The organism is Burkholderia sp. MSMB1589WGS (assembly GCF_001636105.1).
Taxonomy (GTDB): Bacteria; Pseudomonadota; Gammaproteobacteria; order Burkholderiales; family Burkholderiaceae; genus Burkholderia; species Burkholderia humptydooensis.
Window position 1 is genome coordinate 2,019,551 of the sequence record NZ_LNJT01000007.1, and the last position, 16,445, is coordinate 2,035,995.

Sequence of the window (16,445 nt, forward strand, 5' to 3'; positions counted from 1 at the left end):
TGATGAAATTGCTGCTCGTGGAAGACAACGCGGAACTCGCGCACTGGATCATCGATCTGCTGCGCGGCGAAGGCTTCGGCGTGGATTCGGCGCCTGACGGCGAGAGCGCGGACACGGTGCTGAAGGCGCAGCGCTACGATGCGCTGCTGCTCGACATGCGGCTGCCCGGCATGAGCGGCAAGGAGCTGCTCGCGCGGCTGCGCCGCCGCGGCGACAACGTGCCCGTGCTGATGCTGACCGCGCACGGCTCGGTCGACGACAAGGTCGACTGCTTCAGCGCGGGTGCCGACGATTACGTCGTGAAGCCGTTCGAATCGCGCGAGCTCGTCGCGCGGATTCGCGCATTGATCCGGCGGCAATGCGGCGTCGGCGCGACGCAGCTCGCATGCGGCGATCTCGTCTATCTGTTCGCGACACGCGAATTCCAGTGCGGCGGCGTGCCGCTCGCGCTGCGCCGCCGCGAGCATGCGATCCTCGAAACGCTGATGCTCCAGCAGGGCAAGACGGTATCGAAAGCGCGCCTGATGGATAGCGTGTACGGCCTCGACGACGAGCCGAGCGCCGATGCGATCGACATCTACATCCACCGCCTGCGCAAGCACCTGTCGGGCTCGCTCGCGCAGATCATCACGCTGCGCGGGCTCGGCTACATTCTTCGGACGAAGGACGCGGCCGAATGAGCCGCCGCGCCGGGCCTCGAGCGCGGCGCCCTCGCCTGACCCAGCCGAAAAACGAGCACCACCCCGTACTTATCCGGAGATTTCCTCGGCCGGCGCGAAAGCGCCGCGAAGGATTGCGCCCACTACGATGACGTGGCCGTTCGACGCGCATCGCACCGCGTCTGCGCAGCCGACGCTGCGTACTACGAAAGAATGGCGGTCAACACGATACCGGAGGGGACGATCTTGAAACGACAATACCTGGCACTTTCCATCGCGACGGCCGCCTGCGCGGCGCCGCAAGCGCACGCGCAGTCGAGCGTCCAGCTCTACGGGCTCATCGACCTGAGCTTTCCCACCTATCAGTCGCACGCGAACGCGAAGGGCGATCACGTGATCGGCATGGGGCTCGGCGGCGAGCCGTGGTTCAGCGGCAGCCGCTGGGGCCTGAAGGGGGCGGAGGACATCGGCGGCGGCACGAAGGTGATCTTCCGGCTCGAAAGCGAATACACGGTTGCCGACGGCAACATGGAAGACCCGGGCCAGATCTTCGACCGCGACGCATGGGTCGGCATCGAAAACGGCACGTTCGGCAAGCTCACCGCCGGCTTTCAGAACACGATCGCGCGCGACGCGGCGGCGATCTACGGCGACCCGTACGGCTCGGCGAAGCTGACGACCGAGGAAGGCGGCTGGACGAACGCGAACAACTTCAAGCAGATGATCTTCTACGCGGCGGGTGCGACGGGCACGCGCTACAACAACGGCCTCGCGTGGAAAAAGCTGTTCGGCAACGGCATCTTCGCGAGCGCGGGCTACGCGTTCAGCAATTCGACGAGCTTCGGGCAGAACTCGACCTACCAGGCCGCGCTCGGCTACAACGGCGGCCCGTTCAACGTGTCGGGCTTCTTCAGCCACGTGAACCACGCGGGCTACGCGAACAAGTCGTTCTCGGTCGGCGGCAACTACACGTTCGACATCTTCCGCGTGAACGCCGGCTATTTCCGCTACCTGGGCGATCAGGGCGCGCTCGGCCAGCGCCAGGACAACGCGTGGACCGTATCGTTCAAGGTCGCGCCGAAGGGCCCGCTCGACTACGAACTCGGCTATCAGCAGATGCGCGTGCACAACGCCGCTTACAACAGCGACGGCAATGTGCCGAACGCGAACATCGGCAACTTCAGCCTCACGTCGGGCGTCGGCAACGGCTTCAAGGAAACGCTGTACGGCTCGGTGTTCTACCACCTGTCGAAGCGCACCGAGCTGTATCTCGCCGGCGATTACATGCGCCTGCACGGCGGCTACACGGTTGCGTCGACGCACGGCGCGACCAACCAGCTCGAGCTGACGACCGGCATCCGCACGCGGTTCTGATCCGCCGCGCGGCACGGCCGGCCACCGCGCCGCGCCGTGCCGCCCTTCCCGCTTCTCCCGCATCCGCCGCTTTTCCCGCCGCGCTCGCCCGATCTCCTGCGAGACCCCGCGGCATTCGACGGCCACTCACGCCGGGCCTTTTGTCATCGCGCGCGGCCTCGCGCACGCGCGGCGAAAGCCCGCGCCGGCGGCCGGCTTCCGAACCTGTGGTAAACATCTGCGTCGCCGAACGCCGGCCCGCGCCCCGCCGCAAGTCCTTGACCTGCGCGTGACGGATCGCTAGCGTTTCGCCTTTGCCGCGCCGCGCGGCCCGAAAATCGGGTCCGCATGCCGGCGCGATGACATGCAATGGATGGAAAGGATGATGCAGAAACTCGATGCGACGAGCCCGGAAGCACAATCCGCGGATCTCGTGTCCGCGAACGTCGAGCGCCTGAAGGCGCTCTTTCCGGACGTCGTGACCGAAGGGCCGGACGGCGCGTCGGTGAATCTCGACGTGCTCGCGGCGATGGTCGGCGCCGTCGTCGACGCCGACGCCGACGAGAAGTACGGCCTGAACTGGCACGGCAAGCGCCGCGCGCGCCGGCTCGCGCTCACGCCGTCGACGGGCACGCTGCGCCCGTGCCCGCGCGAGAGCGTCGACTGGGCGTCGACTCGCAACCTGATGATCGAGGGCGAGAACCTCGAGGTGCTGAAGCTGCTGCAGAAGAGCTACGCGGGACGCGTGAAGCTCGTCTACATCGATCCGCCGTACAACACCGGCAAGGATTTTGTCTATCCGGACAATTTCACCGACAGCCTGCGCCACTATCTCGAGCTGACCGGCCAGACGACGGGCGGCAAGCGGGTCAGCAGCCACACCGACGCGAGCGGCCGCTTCCACACGGACTGGCTGAACATGATCTATCCGCGCCTGAAGCTCGCGCGCGATCTGCTCGCCGACGACGGCGTGATCGCCGTGCACATCGACGAGCACGAGCAGCACGCGCTCGTGCTCGTGATGCGCGAGATCTTCGGCGAAGACAACGAGCTCGGCGTCGCGGTGTGGGACAAGCGCAATCCGAAGGGCGACGCGCGCGGGATCGCGTACCAGCACGAATCGATCGTGCTGTTCGCGCGCGACGCGGAGCTGCTGTTCGAGCGCGCGCCGCTCAAGCGGGCGAAGCGCAACGCGCAACGCATGCTGGACGCGGCGCGCGGCGCGATCGCGGATGCCGCGACGATCGCGGACGCGAATGCCGCGTACCGTAGCTGGGTGAAGTCGCAGACGACGCTGTCGGGCGGCGAGGCGATGTACGACCGGATCTCGGCCGACGGCCGCGTGTACCGCCTCGTGTCGATGGCGTGGCCGAACAAGAAGAAGGCGCCCGACGACTACTTCGTGCCGCTCGTGCATCCGGTGACGGGCGAGCCGTGCCCCGTGCCCGAGCGCGGCTGGCGCAATCCGCCCGCGACGATGCAGGCGCTCATCGACAAGGGCCTCGTCGAATTCGGCGCGGACGAGACCACGCAGCCGCAGCGGATCTACTTCCTCGACGAGAACATGTACGAGAACGTGCCGTCGGTGTTGCCGTTCGGCGGCTCGGACGACGCGCTGATGAAGTCGCTCGGCATTCCTTTCGATCAGCCGAAGCCTGTCGAATTAGCCGCGTCGATCATCGGCTGGTGCACGGACGGCGACGATCTGATCGTCGACTTTTTCGGCGGCTCGGGCACGACCGCGCACGCGGTGATGGCGCTCAACGCGGCCGACGGCGGCAATCGCCGCTACGTGCTCGTGCAGTTGCCCGAGCCGCTCGACGCCGGCAGCAAGGACCAGAAGGCCGCCGCCGATTTCTGCGCGGCGCAGCGCGTGCCGCTCAATCTCGCCGAGCTGACGAAGGAGCGGCTGCGGCGCTCGGCGGCGCGGGTCGCGGCCGAGCATCCGGGCGTGCGCGCCGACCTCGGCTTTCGCGTGTTCAGGCTCGATTCGACGAACGTCTCCGAATGGGACCCGCGCGGCGACGACATCCAGCAGTCGCTGTTCGCGGCCGTCGAGCACGTCAAGCCGAACCGCTCCGAGGAAGATCTGCTGTACGAACTGATGCTGAAGCTCGGGCTCGACCTGTGCGCGCCGATCGACGCGCGGACGATCGCCGGCAAGGCGGTCCACGTGATCGACGGCGCGATCGTCGCGTGCTTCGACACGCACATCGACCGCGCGTCGACCGACGCGCTCGGCGAGGGCATCGTCAAGCTGATAGCCGCGTCGGGCGCCGCCGATACGCGCGAGCTGACCTGCGTGTTCCGCGACAGCGGCTTCGCGGACGACGTCGCGAAGGTGAACCTGTCGGCGATCCTCGAGCAGCACGGCGTGAAGCGCATCCGGAGCCTCTGATGCGCGCACGCGAGCCACACGCAGACAAGGAAGATTGAGCATGCAGTTGCATTTCGAGTCGGATCTCGACTATCAGCTCGAAGCGATCGAGGCGGTATGCGATCTGTTTCGCGGCCAGGAGGCGTGCCGCGCCGAATTCAGCGTGACCGCGCAGGCCGCGCGGCGGCGCGCGAGCCCGCAGATTTCGCTCGGGATGGCCGAATCGGGGCTCGGCGTCGGCAATCGGCTGACGCTCGACGCGCACACGTTCGCCGAGAATCTCGCGCGCGTGCAGGTGCGAAACGGGCTGCCGCCGTCCGGCGCGCCGAGCTCGAACGATTTCACCGTCGAGATGGAAACGGGCACGGGCAAGACCTATGTGTACCTGCGCACTATCTTCGAGCTGCACCGCCGCTTCGACTTCACGAAGTTCGTGATCGTCGTGCCGTCGGTCGCGATCAAGGAAGGCGTGTACAAGACGCTGCAGATCACCGGGCAGCATTTCCGGCGCCTGTACGCGGGCGTGCCGTTCGACTACTTCGTCTACGATTCGGCGAAGCTCGGCGAGGTGCGCAGCTTCGCGTCGAAATCGACCGTGCAGATCATGATCGTCACGGTCGCGGCGATCAACAAGAAGGACGTCAACACGCTCTACAAGGACAGCGAGCAGACGGGCGGCGAAAAGCCGATCGACCTGATTCGAGCGACGCATCCGATCGTGATCGTCGACGAGCCGCAGAGCGTCGACGGCGGGCTCGATGGGCGCGGCAAGGAAGCACTCGACGCGATGCGCCCGCTCTGCACGCTGCGCTACTCGGCGACGCACGCGGACAAGTACCAGATGCTCTACCGGCTCGATGCGATCGACGCGTACGAGCGCAAGCTCGTCAAGCAGATCGAGATCGCGTCGGCGACCGTCGAGGATGCGCACAACAAGCCATTCATCCGCGTGATGTCGATCGGCAGCCGGCGCGGCGCGATCGCCGCGCGCGTCGAGCTTGACGTCGCGACGGCGGCGGGCGACGTCGAGCGGCAGACGGTTTCCGTCTCCGACGGCGACGATCTCGAGCGCGTCGCGCGCCGCGCCGTCTACGCGAATTTCCGGATCGGCGAGATTCACGCGGCGCGCGGCGCCGAGTATCTGGTGCTGCGCTATCCGGGCGGCGACGCGTTCCTGTCGATCGGCGACACATACGGCGACCTCGACACGCTCGCGATCCAGCGCGAGATGATCCGCCGCACGATCCGCGAGCATCTCGACAAGGAACTGCGCCTCACGCCGCTCGGCGTGAAGGTGCTGTCGCTCTTCTTCGTCGACGCGGTCGACAAGTATCGCAAGTACGACCGCCACGGCCAGCCGTTCAAGGGCGACTACGCGCTGCTGTTCGAGGACGAATACCGGCGCGCGGCGAAGCTGCCCGAATATCGCGCGCTGTTCGGCGGCGTCGACGCCGATCTCGCGGCGCAGGCCGTGCACGACGGCTATTTCTCGATCGACAAGAAAGGCGGCTGGACCGACACGAGCGACAGGAGCGCGGGCAGCCGCGAGAATGCGGAGCGCGCGTACGGCCTCATCATGAAGGACAAGGAGCGGCTGCTGTCGTTCGATACGCCGCTCAAGTTCATCTTCTCGCATTCGGCGTTGAAGGAAGGCTGGGACAATCCGAACGTGTTCCAGATCTGCACGCTGCGCGACATCCACAGCGAGCGCGAGCGTCGCCAGACGATCGGCCGCGGGCTGCGCCTCGCCGTCGACCAGCGCGGCGAGCGCGTGCGCGGCTTCGACGTCAACACGCTGACGGTGATCGCGGGCGAAAGCTATGAGCAGTTCGCCGAGAACCTGCAGAAGGAAATCGAAGCCGATACGGGAATCCGCTTCGGCATCGTCGAAACGCATCAGTTCGCCGCGCTGCCCGTGCCGGCCGGCGATGGCAGCGTGCAGCCGCTCGGCATCGAGCGGTCGGCCGCGCTATGGACGTATCTGCGCGACGCCGGCTATCTCGATGCGCGCGGCCGTGTGCAGGACACGCTGCGCGCGGCGCTCAAGCTGCGCGCATTGCCGCTGCCCGACGAATTCGACGCGCAGCGCGCGCTGATCGTCGACATGCTGCGCAAGCTCGCGGGCCGGCTCGACGTGCGCAACGCGGACGAGCGCCGCCCCATCGCGCTGCGGCGCGACGCGCACGGCAAGGCGGTGTGCCTCAGCGACGAATTCCGTGCGCTGTGGGAGCGCATCCAGTACCGGACGACGTACCGCGTGAACTTCGACAACGCGCGTCTGATCGAGCGCTGCGTCGCCGCGCTGAAGGCGGCGCCCGCCGTCGCGCGCGCGCGGCTGCAATGGCGCAAGGCCGACATCGCGATCGACGCGTCGGGCGTCGAGGCAACCGAAACCGAGGCGGCGGACACGATCGCGATCGACGAAGGCGAGCTCGACCTGCCGGATCTGCTGACCGAGCTGCAGGACCGCACGCAGCTCACGCGGCGCACGATCGCGACCGTGCTGATCGAAAGCGGCCGGCTCGACGAATTCCCGCGCAATCCTCAACGTTTCATCGCGCTCGCCGCCGCGACGCTCGAGCGCTGCAAGCGCGACGCGCTCGTCGACGGGATCGAATACAAGCTGCTCGGCAAGGAGCACGTGCATGCGCTGTCGCTGTTCGAGGACGAACCGCTTACCGGCTATCTGTCGAGCATGCGGCGCGGCGCGGCGAAATCGATCCACGAGGACGTGCCGTGCGAAACGCCCGCCGAGCACGCCTTCGTCGAATCGCTCGAACAGGACGACGCGGTCAGGCTGTATGCGAAGCTGCCCGGCTGGTTCAGGATTCCGACGCCGCTCGGCAGCTACAGCCCCGACTGGGCGGTGCTGATCGCCGAGGGCGACGGGCCGCGGCTCTATTTCGTCGTCGAATCGAAGAGCGGCATCGGCGACGGCGATCTGCAAGCGTACGAGCGGCGCAGGATACAGTGCGGCGCCGCACATTTCCGCGCGCTGGAGGCGGCCGCCGACAACCCGGCGCGCTACGTGCGCGCGCGCTCCGCCGACGATCTGCCGACGGCCGCCGCCAACGCGCGCGACGCGGCCTGAGCGCCGTCGCCGCCACGCCGTTCGTTTCCGGCGTGCGGCGCGCGCGCCGCATCGCGCCACGCCGCGCATTTCATTTCGACATCCGTAACGTCTGACGATCGCCGAGTGCATCGTCGAGCTAGTGTTTGTGCGCCGTCGGGAAAGATGCGCGCCGCACGCTGCTCCACACTCCGAGCCGGAGATCGACGGCGGCGCCCCGAGCGCCGCCGCGCATAACGACACCCCCAACGGAGACGACGATGAAGAAGTTTGCGGTAGCGGCGGCGGGGCTCGCCGTCGCGACGGGCGCGCACGCGTCCGGCGGCAGCGTCACGCTGTTCGGCCTGATCGATGCAGGCGTGTCGTACGTGTCGAACGAAGGCGGCAGGCACAGTGTGGGTTTCGACGACGGCATCGCGGTGCCGAACCTATGGGGGCTCAGGGGCACCGAGGATCTCGGCGGCGGCGCGAAGGCGATCTTCGAGCTGACGTCGCAATACGCGCTCGGCAACGGCGCCGCGCTGCCGGCGCCCGGCTCGATGTTCTCGCGCACCGCGCTCGTCGGCTTATGGAGCGAGCGGCTCGGCAGCGTGACGCTCGGCCAGCAATACGACTTCATGACCGATTCGCTGACGTTCGGCTCGTTCGACGGCGCGTTCCGCTACGGCGGCCTGTACAACTTCCGTCAGGGGCCGTTCTCGACGCTCGGGATTCCAAACAATCCGACCGGCTCGTTCGACTTCGACCGGATGGCGGGCTCGAGCCGCGTGCCGAACTCGGTCAAGTACACGAGCGCGAACCTGAGCGGGCTCGTGTTCGGCCTGATGTACGGCTTCGGCAATCAGGCGGGCGGCGGGCTGTCGGCGAACAGCACGGTCAGCGCCGGCCTCAAGTACGAGACGGGCAGTTTCGCGCTCGGCGCCGCATATGTCGAAGTCAAGTATCCGCAGATGAACAACGGGCACGACGGGCTGCGCAACTGGGGGCTCGGCGCGCGTTACGCATTGTCCGCGTTCGATCTGAACCTGCTGTACACGAACACGCGCAACACGCTGACGGGCGCGGCGATCGACGTGATCCAGGCGGGCGCGCGCTACGTCGGCGCGCCTTGGACGATCGGCGCGAACTACGAATACATGAAGGGCAACGCGCAGCTCGACCGCAACTACGCGCATCAGGTCACGGCGGCCGTGCAGTATGCGCTGTCGAAGCGCACGTCCGCGTATGTCGAAACCGTGTATCAGTACGCGGGCGGCAGCGCTGGCGCGCACGCGTGGATCAACGGCGTGATGGGGCCCGATGCGCAGTCGGGCTCGCGCTCGCAGTTTCTCGCGCGCATCGGGATGCTGACCCGTTTCTGATCGTCTTTCGCGCCCGGCGGCGGCCGCGCGGACCCTTGTGTGGGCCAACGCACGTAACGCGGCCGTTCACGCGTCAAAATCGCTGCCTAAGCAGCCGATTTTCGCGTGCGGAGTAAACCGGATTCAGCCCGCGCCAAATATTTAATATGCTAACTATATCCGGGCAGACCGCATGCCCCTGCATGGTCCGGCTGGACGTGTACTCGCAAGGAGCGCATGGTGAACGGCAGATTCTTCACGACGGCGGGCGAATCGCCCGCGTTTCGCGGCCGCGCGTGGGGCCGCGTCGTCACGCAATACTTCGGCGGACTCGACGCGTGCTGCGACGGCGATGACGCGTTCGACGCGCAGCTCAGCCAGTACGAGATCGGCCCGATGCGCGTGTTCACGATCGCCGCGCCCGCGCACCGGATCGTGAGGCCCGTCGCGGCGCTGCACGATCACGGCTCCGACTTCTTCAAGCTGATCCTGCAACTGAGCGGCGTGAGCGAGATCGAGCAGCGCGGCAAGGTGTTCCGGTTGCGCACGGGCGACTGGAGTCTGTACGACCCGCGCGTGCCGTACAGCATCGCGAACCTGACGCACGTCGAGCAGCTCGCGATCCAGATTCCGCGCAGGCAGCTCGGCGGCTTCGCGGTGCCCGGCCTGCACACGTCGGACGTCCGTGAGTTCGAGCTCAAGGGGCTGTTCTCGCTGTTGTCGTCGTTCCTCGTGTCGTTATCCGAACAATTGCCGTCGCTGCCCGGCACGACAGGCACCGCGCTGTCGGAGACGATCCTCGGCCTGATCGTGTCGACGCTGACCGCGCAGCGCGACGCGCAAGGCGCGCACGTCGCGCTGCCCGCCGTGCTGCGGATGCGCGTCAAGCAATACATCCACGGCCATCTCGCCGACGCCGACCTGTCGATCGACCGGATCGCGCGCGAGCTGCGCTGCTCGAAGCGCTATCTGCACCGGATCTTCGAGGAGGAAGGCGTGACGATCGACCGCTACATCTGGTCGAGCCGGCTCGAGCGCTGCAAGGACGCGCTCGACAACGCGCGCGCGGCGAAACCCGCGATTTCCGAGATCGCGTTCAGTTGGGGATTCAGCAGCAGCGCGCATTTCTGCCGCAGCTTCAAGCAGCGCTATGGCATGACGCCGCGCGAGTTCGTGCGGCGTCGCGCCTTGTCCTGAGTTTCGGGCCCCAAGCGCCGATCGGAACGACGTTCCCGCGCGAGCGGCGGCCGGCCTGCTCGCATCGCGCCCGCCGCCGCTTCGCTCGCCTGCGTCACGCCGCGTTCGCGCTGCTTCCCTTCGACGCGAGATAGCTGCCGTGCAGAATCTCCGGCCGCTCGCGCAGCGTCTGCGCGCTGCCCGCGAACGCGACGCGCCCGCGTTCGAGCACGTATGCGTTCGTCGCGAGCGCGAGCGCGATCGTCGTGAACTGCTCGATCAGCAGCACCGCGACGCCGTCGTTCGCGATCTGCGCGACGGTCTGCGCGAGACGCTTCGTCACTGCGGGCGCGAGGCCGAGCGACAGCTCGTCGATGAGGAGTGTGTGCGGCTCGCCGATCAGCGCCTGCGACACGCATACCATCTGCTTCTGCCCGCCCGACAGATCATTGCCGCGCGCATCGAGCTTCGGCTTGAGCTCCGGGAAGAGCGCGAGCGCGCGGTCGATCGCATCATCGAGCCGCCGCGCCGACAGGAACGCGCCCGCCGCGCGCAGGTTGTCGCGCACCGACAGATCGCCGAGCACGCGGTGCCCTTCCGGCACGACCGCGACGCCGCGGCGACGCACCGCTTCGGGCCGCAGCGCGCCGAGCGGCGCGCCGTCGAGCAGCACGTCGCCCGACGTCGCGGGCAGCGCGCCGGCAATGCTCATCACGAGCGTCGATTTGCCGGCGCCGTTCGCGCCGACGAGCGCCGTCACCCGGCCGGGCGCGACCGCGAGCGATACGCCGTGCAGCACGGGCTTGTTCGCGCGATGGACGACGAGATCTTTCACTTCGAGCCGCATGATCGCCGGACTCCTTGTCGAATGGGGTGCGGCGCGCGCGCCGCGCCGAGTGCTTCAGGCTTCATGCTCGTCGAACGCCTGGCCGAGATATGCGCTGCGCACGAGCGGATCGTCGAGTACCGCGCGCGTCGGCCCGAGCGCGAGCCGCTTGCCGAAATCGAGCACGAGCGTCGCCTCGCACACGGCGTCGATCAGATCGACGTCGTGATCGATCAGCAGCACCTGCGCGCCGATGCATTCCGGAATGCGAACGATCACGTCGGCGAGCCGCGCGGCTTCCGTCTCGTTCAGGCCCGCGCCAGGCTCGTCAAGCAGCAGCAGGCGCGGCTCGCCGACGAGCGCCTTGCCGAGCTCCAGCATCCGCCGCTGATACAGGTTGAGCGCCGCGCCCGGCGCGTGCGCGACGTCCGCGAGGCCGACGAGCTCGAGCGCGCGCCGCGTGTCGTCGCGCGCGGCGAAGGCCGGCATCACGTGCTCGGCGAGCGCGAGCACGTTGTCGTGAACGCTCAGATCCTCGACGATCTGTTCGGTCTGGAACGTCCGTCGCACGCCCGCACGCACGCGCTCGGCGACGGAGAGCGCGAGCAGCGCGCGGCCGTCGAGCGCGACGCTGCCCGCGCGCGGCCGCAAAAAGCCGCTCAGCACGTTGAGCAGCGTCGTCTTGCCCGCGCCGTTCGGGCCGATCAGCCCGCAGATGGGCGCGGCGAGCTTCGCGTCGAGCGCATCGAGCACGCGCGTGCCGCCGAACTGCACGGTGAGGTTCGATATCTCGATCATCGCGCGCCTCCGTCGCGGGCGCGAAACGCGCGCCCGACACGCGACGCAAGCCCGGCAAGCTGCCCGGCGACGCCGGCGGGCGCCGTGATCAGCGCATGCAGCAGCGCCGCGCCGAAGAAGATCATCGCGAGATAGCCGTTCACGCCGAAGTCGGTCAGGAGCGCGGGCACCGCGCGCAGCAACAGCCCCGTGATCAGCGCGCCGAACCAGTGATAAACGCCGCCGACGACCGACAGCGCGAACAGCAGCACCGATTCCGATGCGGCGAACGCGCGCCCGTCGAGCTGGCCGACGGAGCCCGCGAGCAGGCCGCCCGACAGCCCGGCGAGCAGGCCCGCGAGCCCGAACGCCCAGGTCCGGTAGAAGACGACGTTGACGCCCGCCGCGAGCGCCGGCATCTCGCCGCGCCGGATCAGCGCCCACGAGCGCCCCGCTTTCGAGCGCCGATGCAGCTCGATCAGCGCGAACGCGAGCGCGGCCCACGCGGCGACGTAGCGGAAATACGCGGCGTCGCTCTGGCCGGCGAGCGGCCGCGCCATCATCTGCCGCGCGCCGAACGACAGATGGCCGGTGAAGCCGCCGCCGCCGTCCGGAAAGCCGATCGCGGACGCGACGACCTGAAACCCGCCCGCCATCATCAGCGTGACGAGCGCGAGATAGAGGCCGCGCAGGCGCAGCGCGGGCAGCCCGGCGATCATCCCGATCGCGCTGCCGCCCGCCGCGCCCGCGATCACGCACAGCTCGAACGGCGCGCCTAGATGCGCGAGCCTGAGCGCGATCCAGCCGCCGACGCCGAGCAGCGCATGCTGCGACAGGCACACGAGCCCGAGCTGCCGGTACAGCAGCGCGACGCCCGCGGCGGCGATGCTGACCGTCAGCGCGGACGTCAGCGTCTTGATCCAGTATGCGTCGGCGACGGCGGGCACGACGAGCGCGATCGCGGCGAGCGTGCCGAGCGTCGCGGCGAGCGGCAGGCGCGCGCCGGACGGCCTGGCGCGCGCGGCCGCGTCGCGCGGCGGCGCGGCGAAGGCGAGGGGCGTTTTCATGATTCGTTCGCGGCGTGGCCGCTCGATTGGGAGCCGATGAAGAGCATCGCGACGAGCGCGATCAGGAACGGCGTCGCGCTGCGGTACGGCGCGAAGCCGGGCACGGTGATCGCGAGCGCCTCGGCGAGGCCGATCGCGACGCCGGCCGCCACCGTCGCGGGCAGCGACGCGAGCCGGCCGACGATCGCCGCGGCGAACGCCGGGATCACGAGGAACGTGAGCACCGCCGCCTGCAGGCGCACGAGGTTCGCGAGCAGCAGGCCGGTAATGCCCGCGAATACGCCCGAAATCGCCCAGGCGGCCGCGTCGACGCTCAGCACGCGAATGCCGAGCAGGCCGCTCAGGCGCCGGTCGTTCGACAGCGCGCGCATCTGCAGCCCGAGCCGCGTGCGCGCGAGCACGAGGCCGATCGCCGCCATCATCGCGAACGCGAGCGCGAGGCCGACGATGCGCGTGTACGTGAAGCGGACGTCGCCGAAGTCGAGCGCTTCGCTGTCGGTCGGCAGCACGAGGCGGCGCGGCGTGTCGCCCCAATGCCATTCGCAGAAGCCGAGCAGCACGAGCGCGAAGCCGAGCGTCGCGACGCTGCGCACGACGCGATCGCGCGCGGCGAGCCGCGGCGCGATCGCGAGGCCGTAGACGAGCGACGCCGCGGTCGACGCGGCGATCGCCGCGCCCCACGCGAGCGCCTGCGGATAGTCGGCGTCGAGGCACGCGGCCGCGACGTAGGCGCCCAACGCGCCCGTCGCGCCGAACGCGAAGTTCAGCACGCCGGACGCGCGATACAGCACGACGAGGCCGACGCCCGACAGCGCGTAGACCGCGCCGACGCCGAGCCCGGAGATCAGATAAGGGGCGAAGTCGATCGCGTTCATGGCGTCAGTGCATCTTCCTTTCGGCCGCGCGGATGTCGGCGAGTTGCGGATCGTCGACCGCCTGGCACGCCGACGCCGTCTTCCAGCCCGCGCCCGTCGATTGCGCCATCCGGCCCGCGTTGTTCGCGTTGTGCCGCTCGCCCGCGCCGACGTAGAACGGGCCGCACAGGATGTCGCTGCGGAAATCCTTCACCTCGCGCAGCGCGGCCGTCACGTGCGCGCGGTCGAGCTGGTTCGCGGGCAGTTTCATCAGCGTATCGGTCACGAGCCGCGCGGCGAGATAGCCCGCCTGCGAGAACGTGTCGCGCGGGTCCTTCCTGTCGCCGTACTTGTCCATCACCGCGCGCCAGTTCCGGTTGTCGGGCGTTTGCGCGTCGAGCGGCTGGAATTCGAGATTCACGTCGAAGTTGTCCTTCCAGTACGGGCCGATCGCCTTCGGCACGCCGAGGTCGTAGCCGGACGCCGCCGAGACGAAGCGAATCCGCCCGCCGAGGTTCTGCTGCTCGGCGGCCGACAGGATCGGCACCATCAGCCCTTTCGGCAGCCCGAGCAGAATCGCCTGCGGATGCTTCGACGCCGCCTGCAGCACGACCGACGTCGGATCGGCGGAGTCAGGGTCCATCACGATCGTGTCGACGCTCACGCCGTTGCGCTTGCCCCAGAGCGCCGGCCCTTCGCACGACCACGCGCCGAGGCTCGGGATGTTCGGCGCGATGCACACCATCCGCGTCGCCTTGTACTGCTGCTTCGCGTACAGCGCCGCCTCCGTCATCGACAGGCGCGGCCCCATGTTGAGCGGCACGTAGTTGCGCGCGAAATAGCATTCGCGCGGCACGCCGACGCCCGCGATCGCGATCACGTTTTCCTGTTCGTAGAACTTCGCGTTCGCGCCGCATTCGACGAAGCTCGCGTTGCCCGCGAGCGCGAGCACCTTGCGGTCGCGCACGAGCTTCGACGCGACCTGCGACGCGGTTTCCGGATTCCATTGATCGTCTTCGACGAGATACTGGACCGGCCGGCCGTTGATGCCGCCGTTCGCGTTCACGCACCTGAAATACGCGGCGGCCGCGCGCGCCGACGAGCTGAAATCGTCGGGCCCGGTCTTGCCGACGATCGTGCCGATCGGAATCGGCGCGCCGGTTGCGGGCTTGCCGTTCGCGAGCCCGCAGCTCTGCGCGAACGCCGCATGCTGCGCGAGAAATCCCGCCGCGGCGATGCACGCGCCGGCAAGCGTGCGCTTCATGTGAGGGAAAAGCGGCTTCATCGTGTCTCCTGATGTTGTCGTGGGGCGCGGCTTTCCGCGTGCGGGCCGCGCCCTCGGGGGCTGCGTGGATGCTTCGGGGTTGCTTCAGCGCCGCTTCGGCGCACCGACGCTCGTGTCGCTCAATGCGCGATGCAGACGGACTTGAGCTCGGTGAACTGTTCGAGCGCCGCGCGGCCGAGCTCGCGGCCGTAGCCCGATTGCTTGAAGCCGCCGAACGGCAGGTTGCTGTCGAGCGTGTTGTGCGTGTTGACCCAGACGATGCCCGCCTTCAGCCGCGGCACGACGCGATGCACGCGCGACAGGTTCTGCGACCACACGCTCGCCGCGAGCCCGAAATCGGTGTCGTTCGCGAGCCGCACCGCGTCGTCGAGCGTGTCGAACGGCGTGACCGTGACGACCGGCCCGAACACCTCTTCGCGCACGATCCGCATCGAAGGCGCGGCGTCGACGAACACCGTCGGCTTCACGAAATAGCCGCCGTCGAGCGCGCGCGTACCGCCCGTGACGAGCGTCGCGCCCTCTTCCTTCGCGGCGTCGACGTGGCCGAGCACGCGCTCGAAGTGCCGTTTCGACACGAGCGGGCCGATCTGCGTGTTCGGATCGAAGCCCGAGCCGATCTTCATCGATTCGGCCGCCGCCGCGATGCCGGCGACGACTTGCTCGAACAGGCGTTTTTGCACGTACACGCGCGAGCCCGCCGTGCAGACCTGCCCCTGATTGAAGAAGATGCCCTGCGCCGCGCCGCGCGCGGCGACGTCGGGATCGGCATCGTCGAAGACGATCAGCGGCGATTTGCCGCCGAGCTCGAGCGTGAAGCGCGCCATCCGGTCGACGGCCGCGTGGCCGATCGCGCGGCCCACGCCGACCGAGCCAGTGAACGTGATCTTGTCGACGCCCGGATGCGCGACGAGCGCCGCGCCCGCCTCGGCGCCCGTGCCCGTCACGACGTTCAGCACGCCGTCGGGCAGCCCCGCTTCCTGCGCGAGCTCGCCGAGGCGCAATGCGGTGAGCGGCGTTTCCTCCGACGGCTTCAGCACGACCGTGCAGCCGCATGCGAGTGCGGTCGCGATCTTCCACAGCGCGATCGCGAGCGGAAAATTCCACGGCACGATCGCGCCGACGACGCCCACTGCCTCGCGGCGCGTGTACGCGAAATACTCGGTGCCGGCGGGCGCGGCGATCGACGTGTCGAGCGTCGAGCCTTCGAGCTTCGTCGCCCAGCCGGCCACATAGCGCACGTACTCGGCGCCGCCCAGCACGTCGATCGCGCGCGCGACGCCGACGAGCTTGCCGGTTTCGAGCGTCTCGAGCGCGGCGAGCTCGTCCGCGTGGCGCTCGATCCGGTCGGCGAGCCGATGCAGCAGCTTCTCGCGGCTCGCGGGCCGCATGCGCGGCCAGTCGCCCGAATCGAACGCGCGTCGCGCGGCGGCCACAGCCGCGTCGACATCGCGCGCGTCGCTCGCGGCGACTTCGGCGATGGTCATCTCGGTCGCGGGATCGACGACGGGCAGATAGCGGCCCGAGCGCGGCTCGGCGGCGCTGCCGTCGAGCCAGTTGCCGAACTGGCGGCGGGCGAGAAAGCCGGATTGGCGTTGATGCTGGGTCGAGAGAGCGGCCAGGTTCATGGAGATCTCGTGCGAAACAAAAAAACGCGTTGGTTG

12 protein-coding genes are annotated in these 16,445 nt (G+C 68.7%); 6 read left to right on the forward strand and 6 right to left on the reverse strand.

Features of this window, described 5'->3' with window-relative positions; all coding sequences use genetic code 11:
• The first annotated feature begins 2 nt into the window (after positions 1–2).
• The 6 genes from WT16_RS17225 to WT16_RS17250 all read left to right on the forward strand — a co-directional run bounded on the left by WT16_RS17225 (position 3) and on the right by WT16_RS17250 (position 9,996).
• The gene (locus WT16_RS17225) at positions 3–680 is read left to right on the forward strand and encodes a response regulator (RefSeq protein ID WP_015601035.1); all 678 of its coding nucleotides are present in this window, start codon (positions 3–5) and stop codon (positions 678–680) included.
• A 192-nt stretch (positions 681–872) separates the two neighbouring features.
• On the forward strand, positions 873–2,033 hold the full coding sequence (locus WT16_RS17230) for a porin (RefSeq protein ID WP_041861545.1): 1,161 nt from the start codon (positions 873–875) through the stop codon (positions 2,031–2,033).
• Positions 2,034–2,394: 361 nt separating this feature from the next.
• The gene (locus tag WT16_RS17235; RefSeq protein ID WP_063533879.1) at positions 2,395–4,410 is read left to right on the forward strand and encodes a site-specific DNA-methyltransferase; all 2,016 of its coding nucleotides are present in this window, start codon (positions 2,395–2,397) and stop codon (positions 4,408–4,410) included.
• Between the two features lie 40 nt (positions 4,411–4,450).
• On the forward strand, positions 4,451–7,480 hold the full coding sequence (locus tag WT16_RS17240) for a DEAD/DEAH box helicase family protein (protein WP_063533758.1): 3,030 nt from the start codon (positions 4,451–4,453) through the stop codon (positions 7,478–7,480).
• A gap of 239 nt (positions 7,481–7,719) precedes the next feature.
• Positions 7,720–8,820 (forward strand): porin, encoded by a 1,101-nt coding sequence (locus WT16_RS17245; protein ID WP_063533759.1) that lies wholly within the window; start codon positions 7,720–7,722, stop codon positions 8,818–8,820.
• 216 nt (positions 8,821–9,036) lie between these two features.
• Entirely contained in the window at positions 9,037–9,996 is a 960-nt protein-coding gene (locus tag WT16_RS17250) for a helix-turn-helix domain-containing protein (RefSeq protein WP_009910864.1), read from the forward strand.
• Between the two features lie 94 nt (positions 9,997–10,090).
• Here WT16_RS17250 and WT16_RS17255 read toward each other — a convergent pair whose 3' ends face one another.
• The 6 genes from WT16_RS17255 to WT16_RS17280 all read right to left on the reverse strand — a co-directional run bounded on the left by WT16_RS17255 (position 10,091) and on the right by WT16_RS17280 (position 16,409).
• Entirely contained in the window at positions 10,091–10,822 is a 732-nt protein-coding gene (locus tag WT16_RS17255; RefSeq protein WP_006024018.1) for an ATP-binding cassette domain-containing protein, read from the reverse strand.
• 54 nt (positions 10,823–10,876) lie between these two features.
• Positions 10,877–11,599 carry an ATP-binding cassette domain-containing protein gene (locus WT16_RS17260; RefSeq protein ID WP_063533760.1) on the reverse strand — a complete coding sequence of 241 codons (723 nt, stop codon included), beginning with the start codon at positions 11,597–11,599 and terminating at the stop codon, positions 10,877–10,879.
• The gene (locus WT16_RS17265) at positions 11,596–12,645 is read right to left on the reverse strand and encodes a branched-chain amino acid ABC transporter permease (protein WP_063533761.1); all 1,050 of its coding nucleotides are present in this window, start codon (positions 12,643–12,645) and stop codon (positions 11,596–11,598) included. Before WT16_RS17265 ends, WT16_RS17260 begins: the two co-directional genes overlap by 4 nt.
• Entirely contained in the window at positions 12,642–13,520 is an 879-nt protein-coding gene (locus WT16_RS17270; RefSeq protein ID WP_006024021.1) for a branched-chain amino acid ABC transporter permease, read from the reverse strand. The genes WT16_RS17265 and WT16_RS17270 overlap by 4 nt, the downstream gene beginning before the upstream one ends.
• Before the next feature lie 4 nt (positions 13,521–13,524).
• A complete protein-coding gene (locus WT16_RS17275) occupies positions 13,525–14,784 on the reverse strand; it encodes an ABC transporter substrate-binding protein (protein ID WP_015600861.1) in 1,260 nt (419 codons plus the stop codon).
• A gap of 119 nt (positions 14,785–14,903) precedes the next feature.
• Entirely contained in the window at positions 14,904–16,409 is a 1,506-nt protein-coding gene (locus WT16_RS17280; protein ID WP_015600619.1) for an aldehyde dehydrogenase family protein, read from the reverse strand.
• Positions 16,410–16,445: the final 36 nt, after the last annotated feature.